The sequence below is a fragment of the uncultured Flavobacterium sp. genome (genome assembly GCF_963925415.1).
Lineage (GTDB): Bacteria > Bacteroidota > Bacteroidia > Flavobacteriales > Flavobacteriaceae > Flavobacterium.
Window position 1 is genome coordinate 1 of the sequence record NZ_CAWUTS010000120.1, and the last position, 7228, is coordinate 7228.

Sequence of the window (7228 nt, forward strand, 5' to 3'; positions counted from 1 at the left end):
TTTTATAATAGAAATAAATATAATTTATGGCATTCTTTAAATCAAAATACCAAAATTGAACCTCATTATTCATCAAAATATGTATTAACAGTTCATGATGTAAATTTCATTGAAGAAGTTTCAAAAGATTTATCGCACAAAAGAAATAAATTATTTATAGAGAAACTTCAAAGAGCTGATGCAATAACATACATTTCAAAATATGCAAAAGATCAAACGCATAAATATTTTGATGTTCCAAAAGTAAAAGAAGTAATAATTTATAATGGTAACCCTGTTTTTGAGTTTTTAAACATTTCAAATTGCAGTAATCAATTTAATTTTGAGAAGCCCTTTTTTTATTCAATTGGAGATTTTATTGAAAGAAAAAATTTTGAAGTTATTGTAAGAATGATGGTCAATTTTGATGATTTTAATTTAATTATTTCAGGAAACAATACTAAAAAATACGGCAATAAAATTAGAGAATTAATCAAAGAATTAAAGCTCGAAAACAAAGTTTTCTTGACAGGAAAAGTAACAAATACTCAAAAACAATACTATTTTAAAAACTGTACCGCTTTTTTATTTCCTTCAATAAGAGAGGGATTTGGATTACCTCCAATTGAAGCCATGAAATTTAAAAAACCTGTTTTTTTATCAAACTTAACTTCATTGCCAGAAATAGGTAGTGATGCTGCTTATTATTGGGACAATTTTGAGCCAAATTATATGAGGACTAATGTAATTGAAAACTTAAAACATTTTGAAAATAATAAAACAATAATGGAAAATAAATTATTTGAACGTGCTAATTTTTTCAGTTGGGAAAAAGCAGCTAAAGAATATCTAAATGTTTATAGAGAATTGTTGTATTAAAATCATTACTAATGCATGAAATAGCAATCATATTAATTAATTATAATACAAGTAAATATACCATTAATTGTATAGAAAGTATATATAATAAAACTTCAAAAGACATAGACTATCAAATTATAATTGTAGACAATTGCTCTAATAATGAAGATTATAATTTACTTGAGAAGTATATAAAAAAAACCAGTTAAATAACTTAAAATTAGTAAGAAATAATATAAACTCAGGGTTTGGCAGTGGAAATATGATTGGCGTAAAACATGCCAACGCAAAATATTATGCATTTGTTAATAATGATGTGGTGTTTTTAAATGATTGTTTATCAATATTAAAAAGAGAAATTGAAAACAATCAACATATCGGAGTCTGCGGGCCAAAAAATTATACAACAAAAGGTGAATTTCTATCAACTTTAGACCATTTTAGTTCTCTAAAGAAAGAAATATTAGGTAGAAAATTTTTAGAATTTATAAATCCAAAAGAATATCCAAATAGACGTTTTTTATATTCAAAAACGCAAAAAGGGCAATTGATATCAGGGAGTTTTATGATGATTAGAGCCTCTGATTTTATAACAGTTAAGGGATTTGATCCAAATATATTTTTATATTACGAAGAAACAGATTTGTGCTTAAGACTACTAAAAATAAATAAAAAAGCATATTTAATACCCGAAGCTAAATTTATTCATTATCATGGGGCAAGCACACCTAAAAATATTACTATTAAAAGCGAATTAAAAATATCTTTACTCTATGTTATTCGAAAACATTATGGCTATTTAAACTATAAAATTCTTCTAACATATTTACAAATTCGTTACTTTATTACAAGTTTTTTTAAACCCAAATACTGGCATTTATTTAAAATTTTATTTAAAGGAGCCCCATTAACAGATTCTATGAAAAACAAACAAGAATACAGATAAATAATTATAAAATTGAAAAAAAAATTTCATTCAATATTTAACTCAAATAAAAACAAAAACTTTGCAAACGATTTCAAATATCAACACCGAAATACATAACGCATACGAAATAATTAAAGAAGGCGGAATAATTCTTTATCCAACAGATACCGTTTGGGGTATAGGATGTGATGCTTCTAATGAAAAAGCCGTAGCTAAAATATATGCCCTTAAAAACCGTGAAGAAAGTAAAAGCATGATTTGTTTGATGAATTCTGAAAAAATGGTTTACAATGTTTTCAAAGACATACCAGAAGTAGCATGGGAAATTTTAGATTTATCTGAAAAACCAACTACTTTAATTTTAGATAAACCAAGAAACGTTGCTAAAAATTTAATTGCCGAAGACAATAGTTTAGCTATCCGAATCGTAAAAGAACCTTTTTGTTTTAAACTTATGGAAAAAATGAAAAGACCATTAGTATCAACATCTGCAAATATATCTGGAATGTATACACCAAAAACTTTTAAAGAAATAAGCACCGAAATTTTAAAAGGTGTTGACTATGTAGTAAATTTACATCACGAAAAGGTATGCAAAAATCCATCTACAATAATAAAACTAGGTTTAGATGCACAAGTAAAAGTTATTCGTAAGTAAACAACAGCTTAATGTTTAAGACTCTTCATTTCGAATCTGAAACTTGAAATAAAATCAATGAATTACATAAAAGCACTAAATAACCCTATTTTCAAAACCATTGCACAGGCCAGTAATGAGCTACATATTGACAGCTATGTAATTGGTGGTTTTGTTCGTGATTATCTCTTAAACCGACCTTTAAAAAAAGACATCGATGTAGTTGCAATAGGAAGCGGTATTGACTTAGCGCTAAAAGTATCAGAATTATTGCCCCACAAACCCAAAGTACAAATTTTTAAAAATTATGGAACCGCAATGCTCCGTTATAAAGATACGGATATTGAATTTGTTGGCGCTCGAAAAGAAAGTTATCAAACCGAAAGCAGAAATCCAAAAATTGAAATTGGAACATTACAAGACGATCAAGAAAGACGTGATTTTACAATTAATGCATTAGCTTTTTCTTTAAATGAAGATAATTATGGCACTTTAATAGATCCTTTTAATGGTGTTGCTGATTTAGAAACTAAAACCCTAAAAACACCTTTAAACCCCGACATCACCTATTCTGACGACCCTTTGCGCATGTTGCGTGCCATACGCTTTGCAACGCAACTGAAGTTTGAAATTGAAAAAGAATCTTTAGAAGCTATAGCTCGAAATAAGGATCGAATAAGCATCATATCTGGAGAACGAATTGTGGATGAGATTAACAAAATATTATCTACTGATGTACCATCTGTTGGATTTTTGTTGTTGTATCAAACTGGACTCTTAGATATAATTTTACCCGAATTGACTGCATTAAACAATGTAGAGGAAATAGAAGGCCACACCCATAAAAATAATTTTTATCACACCTTAGAAGTTGTAGATAATATTTGCCCTAAAACAGATGATGTTTGGCTGCGATGGTCTGCATTATTACATGACATTGGGAAGGCGCCTACCAAAAGGTTTAACAAAAAACTAGGATGGACCTTTCATGGTCACGAGTTTTTAGGAGGTAAAATGGTAAAAAAAATATTCTTAAGACTACACATGCCCTTGAATCAAAAAATGAGGTTTGTACAAAAAATGGTTACCATGAGTTCAAGACCAATTGTTTTATCTCAAGACATTGTAACTGACTCTGCCGTAAGACGTTTAGTATTTGACGCTGGTGAAGATGTAGATGATTTGATGTCACTTTGTGAAGCAGATATTACAACAAAAAACCCTAATAAATTTAAAAAATACCATAACAATTTTAATATAGTCCGACAAAAAATAGTGGAAGTAGAAGAACGAGATCATGTTAGACAATTTCAACCTCCTATTACAGGGGAGGAAATAATGGAACTATTTAAACTAAAACCCTCTAAAGAAATTGGGATGTTAAAAGAAGCTGTTAAAGAAGCTATTTTAGAAGGAGAAATTGCAAATGATTATAATGAAGCATATCAATTTATTTTAGAAAGAGCAAAAAAAATGGGTTTAAAAAAAGTTTAACTTAGGTTTTTTCTAAAATAAAATTCTTTTTATTATTTTTACTAAAAATTAGTTTTTATGGCTTTAGCAGCATTAAAATTAGAAATAATTCAAAAAATTACAGCCTGTGAAGATGTAAAATTGTTGTTGAAAATGGAAGAGTTTTTAAAAAATACAATTAAAAATGGAAGTAAATGAACCCACTTCTGTTTATGAAAAAAAGAAAGAAATTTTGGTTTTTAATGAGTGGCAAGAAGAAAAAATTAATAGTGCAATAAAACAATATAAAAATAGAGAGTGTATTTCTGACGAAGAAGCTCAAATTGAAATACAAGCATGGCTAGAAGATTAATTTGGTCTGTCGAGGCTCGACAATCAAGAAAAGATATTTTTCATTATTGAAATAATCGCAATAAGTCTAAATTATATAGCAATAAATTAAATAGCCTTTTTAATGAAAATTAAAAAAAAACAAGCTCAAGATCAGAAATTGGTTATATAACAATAAAAGAAAACATTAAATACATTATTATAAGTCATTTTAAAATAATTTTTAAAGTTACCTCAACTGAAATAGTAGTTTTAGACATTTGGAATAATAGACAAAACCCACAAGATTTTCCAACAAAATAAACAAATGAAAAAATATTTTTTACCTATTACAAAAGCAGCATTAGTTTTAGTGTATTTAGTCATAATCGCTGGTGCATTGGTTCGTATGACAGGTTCTGGAATGGGTTGCCCAGATTGGCCAAAATGCTTTGGATATTATATTCCACCAACACAAGAAAGTGAATTATTGTTTACTCCAAATAAAGAATACAAAAAAGGAATGGTCATTATAAAAGACGAATCCTTATTAGTCTCAAAAACTAGTTTTACATCTTCAAATCAATTTGAAAAATCCAATTGGGAAGGATATACGAAACATGATTATGCGGTTTTTAATCCTTTGCACACTTGGATTGAGTATATCAATAGATTATTTGGAGCATTGGCAGGTTTGGCTTGTTTTGCAAGTTTTATTTTGGCTTTTTGGTATTGGAAAATCAATAAAAAGTTACTAGTCTTTGCTTTTATTATATGTCTTTTAATGGGTTTTCAGGCTTGGTTAGGCAAAACAGTAGTCGACTCGGTTTTGAGTCCAGTTAAAATAACTACGCACATGTTGGTTGCCTTTTTAATTGTGGCACTTCAATTGTATTTGATATTCTATTTTCAAAAAGACAAAAAAACACATTCATTTGTGTATCATAAAAAATTCAAGTTAGTAGTGTTATTTTCTATAAGCTTGTCTATTATTCAAGTGATTTTTGGCACATCAGTTAGAGAATTTATTGATACTATTTCTAAAACAGGAATGCCCAAAGAACTTTGGTTGCAAAGTCCAACATTAATTTTTTATATTCACAGAAGTTTTTCAATATTAGTAACGCTTTCAGGTATTTACCTTTGGTATTTGAACTCAAAACTAAACTTAAACTTTAAGAAAACAAATTATGTAATAGCCCTAATTATATTAGAAATTTTATCTGGAATATTAATGTATTATTTTGATTTCCCTTTTGGAACACAAACAGTGCATATTGTATTGGCATCACTTTTATTTGGGTTTCAGTTTTATTTAGTTTTAGAAAACACTATTAAACTTCCCAAAAACACATAAAAAGACTATCTTCGCAATCTGACTATATTGTCACATTTTTTTGCTTATTACACATGTCAAAACTTGCCGAAAAAGATAAATTCTTAGATTTATCAGACTATGGAAGAACCTTTGGAAAAGCTTTTGCTTTGTACTTAAAAAATACCAAATTTACTCCAATTCACGTAACCTTACTTTTTGGTATTTCAGGATTAATTGCAGTTTATTGCATCCTAAATCAGTATTATTTGGCAGCTGGATTCTTCATTATTTTGAAGTCAATTATTGATGCTGCAGATGGCGAATTAGCTCGTATAAAAAAAACGCCATCTTATACCGGAAGATACCTTGATAGTGTGTTTGATATTGTATTAAATTTTATGTTTTTTATGGCTATTTATCATGTTTCAAATGCCTCATTTTTGTATACCATTTTAGCCTTTTTTGGCATACAATTACAGGGCACTTTATACAATTATTACTATGTAATTTTAAGAAATAAATCGGTTGGTGGTGACTCAACAAGTAAAATTTTCGAATACAAATCGCCTAAAGCTTTACCTGGTGAAAGTCAAAAATCGGTTGATATTTTATTCAGAATCTACACCGTTGTTTATGGTATCTTTGATAAAATTATTCACTTTTTAGATAAGGATGCTTACAAGGTTAAAACGTTTCCCAATTGGTTTATGACTTCATTATCTGCCTATGGATTAGGTTTTCAATTGTTGATAATTGCGATAATGTTACCGCTAAATTTAATTGAATTTATTGTACCGTTTTTCATAATATTTACAATTCTAATCTTTGTTTTTATTGGCATACGAAAATGCTTTATAAAGGCTTAAAAATGCAATAGATAATTTTTATAGTTAGTTTTTATTTAATTGATTATCAAGAAATTAAGACCTATTAATTCAATTAAAAAATTAATATACTTTTTTATCCAATCCAAGTCTTAAAATCAGAAACTTTTTCTCTTGAAACTATAACTTCTTCTTCTTTATAAGAAGGTAAAATAAGTTTTAACCTTGAATTACTATAAACCTGAATTTCATTAATAGCCTTTAAAGGAATGATGAATTTTCGGCTAACGCGATAAAAATCTTTAGGACTCAACTCCTCTTCTATTTGTTCTAAAGTTAAGTCTAAAAGATAATTACGATTTTCAAAAGTATGCAAATAGGTTCCTTTATTTTCGCTATAAAAACATTCGACCTCATCAATTAAAATCACCTTAAGTTGTTGCCCAATTTTTACAGAAAATCTGCTTTTGTATTCTTTGGTTTCGGTGCCCAAAATCATTTTTTTTATCATATCAAAATCCAATGAAGAAACAGTGTTTTTTTGAACCTGATTTTTATATTTATTTATGGCAATTTCCAACTCTTCTTCATCAATAGGTTTTAATAAATAATCAATGCTGTTTAGCTTAAAAGCACGCAACGCATATTTGTCATAAGCCGTGGTAAAAATGACGGCACTTTTGATGTCAATTTGTTCAAAAATTTCAAATGATAAGCCATCCGAAAGTTGAATGTCTAAAAAGATTAAATCGGGATGCTTATTATTTTGAAACCATTCTACAGATTCTTCCACAGAATGCAAAAGTGTATGTACTTCTAAACCTAATTTTTCAACTTTGCGTTGCAACAATCTTGCTGCTGGTTTTTCGTCTTCAATTATTATTATATTCATTTTTTTT

The 7228-nt window shown here is 28.1% G+C and carries 9 protein-coding genes; 8 read left to right on the forward strand and 1 reads right to left on the reverse strand.

All coding sequences use genetic code 11. The features are described from left to right. From AABM47_RS09525 to AABM47_RS09560, 8 genes are all read left to right on the forward strand, one after another. The coding region (locus tag AABM47_RS09525; RefSeq protein WP_338410695.1) for a glycosyltransferase family 1 protein at positions 1–858 on the forward strand (858 nt) is incomplete at its 5' end. A gap of 11 nt (positions 859–869) precedes the next feature. Continuing rightward, positions 870–1049 (forward strand): glycosyltransferase, encoded by a 180-nt coding sequence (locus tag AABM47_RS09530; RefSeq protein ID WP_338410696.1) that lies wholly within the window; start codon positions 870–872, stop codon positions 1047–1049. Between the two features lie 53 nt (positions 1050–1102). Further along, the gene (locus AABM47_RS09535; RefSeq protein WP_338410697.1) at positions 1103–1786 is read left to right on the forward strand and encodes a glycosyltransferase family 2 protein; all 684 of its coding nucleotides are present in this window, start codon (positions 1103–1105) and stop codon (positions 1784–1786) included. Between the two features lie 70 nt (positions 1787–1856). Then, positions 1857–2426, forward strand: coding sequence for an L-threonylcarbamoyladenylate synthase (locus AABM47_RS09540; RefSeq protein WP_338410702.1), 570 nt, complete (start codon positions 1857–1859; stop codon positions 2424–2426). Between the two features lie 57 nt (positions 2427–2483). Continuing rightward, positions 2484–3899, forward strand: a complete 1416-nt coding sequence (locus tag AABM47_RS09545; protein WP_338410698.1) for an HD domain-containing protein — start codon at positions 2484–2486, stop codon at positions 3897–3899. Between the two features lie 163 nt (positions 3900–4062). Then, complete coding sequence (locus tag AABM47_RS09550) at positions 4063–4230, forward strand: hypothetical protein (RefSeq protein ID WP_338410699.1); 168 nt, start codon at positions 4063–4065, stop codon at positions 4228–4230. Positions 4231–4515: 285 nt separating this feature from the next. Then, positions 4516–5544, forward strand: a complete 1029-nt coding sequence (locus AABM47_RS09555) for a COX15/CtaA family protein (RefSeq protein ID WP_338410700.1) — start codon at positions 4516–4518, stop codon at positions 5542–5544. 53 nt (positions 5545–5597) lie between these two features. Further along, on the forward strand, positions 5598–6371 hold the full coding sequence (locus tag AABM47_RS09560; RefSeq protein ID WP_338410701.1) for a CDP-alcohol phosphatidyltransferase family protein: 774 nt from the start codon (positions 5598–5600) through the stop codon (positions 6369–6371). A gap of 94 nt (positions 6372–6465) precedes the next feature. Here the strand turns inward: AABM47_RS09560 and AABM47_RS09565 are convergent, their stop codons facing one another. Further along, a complete protein-coding gene (locus AABM47_RS09565; protein ID WP_338410703.1) occupies positions 6466–7221 on the reverse strand; it encodes a LytTR family DNA-binding domain-containing protein in 756 nt (251 codons plus the stop codon). Between the last annotated feature and the right edge of the window lie 7 nt (positions 7222–7228).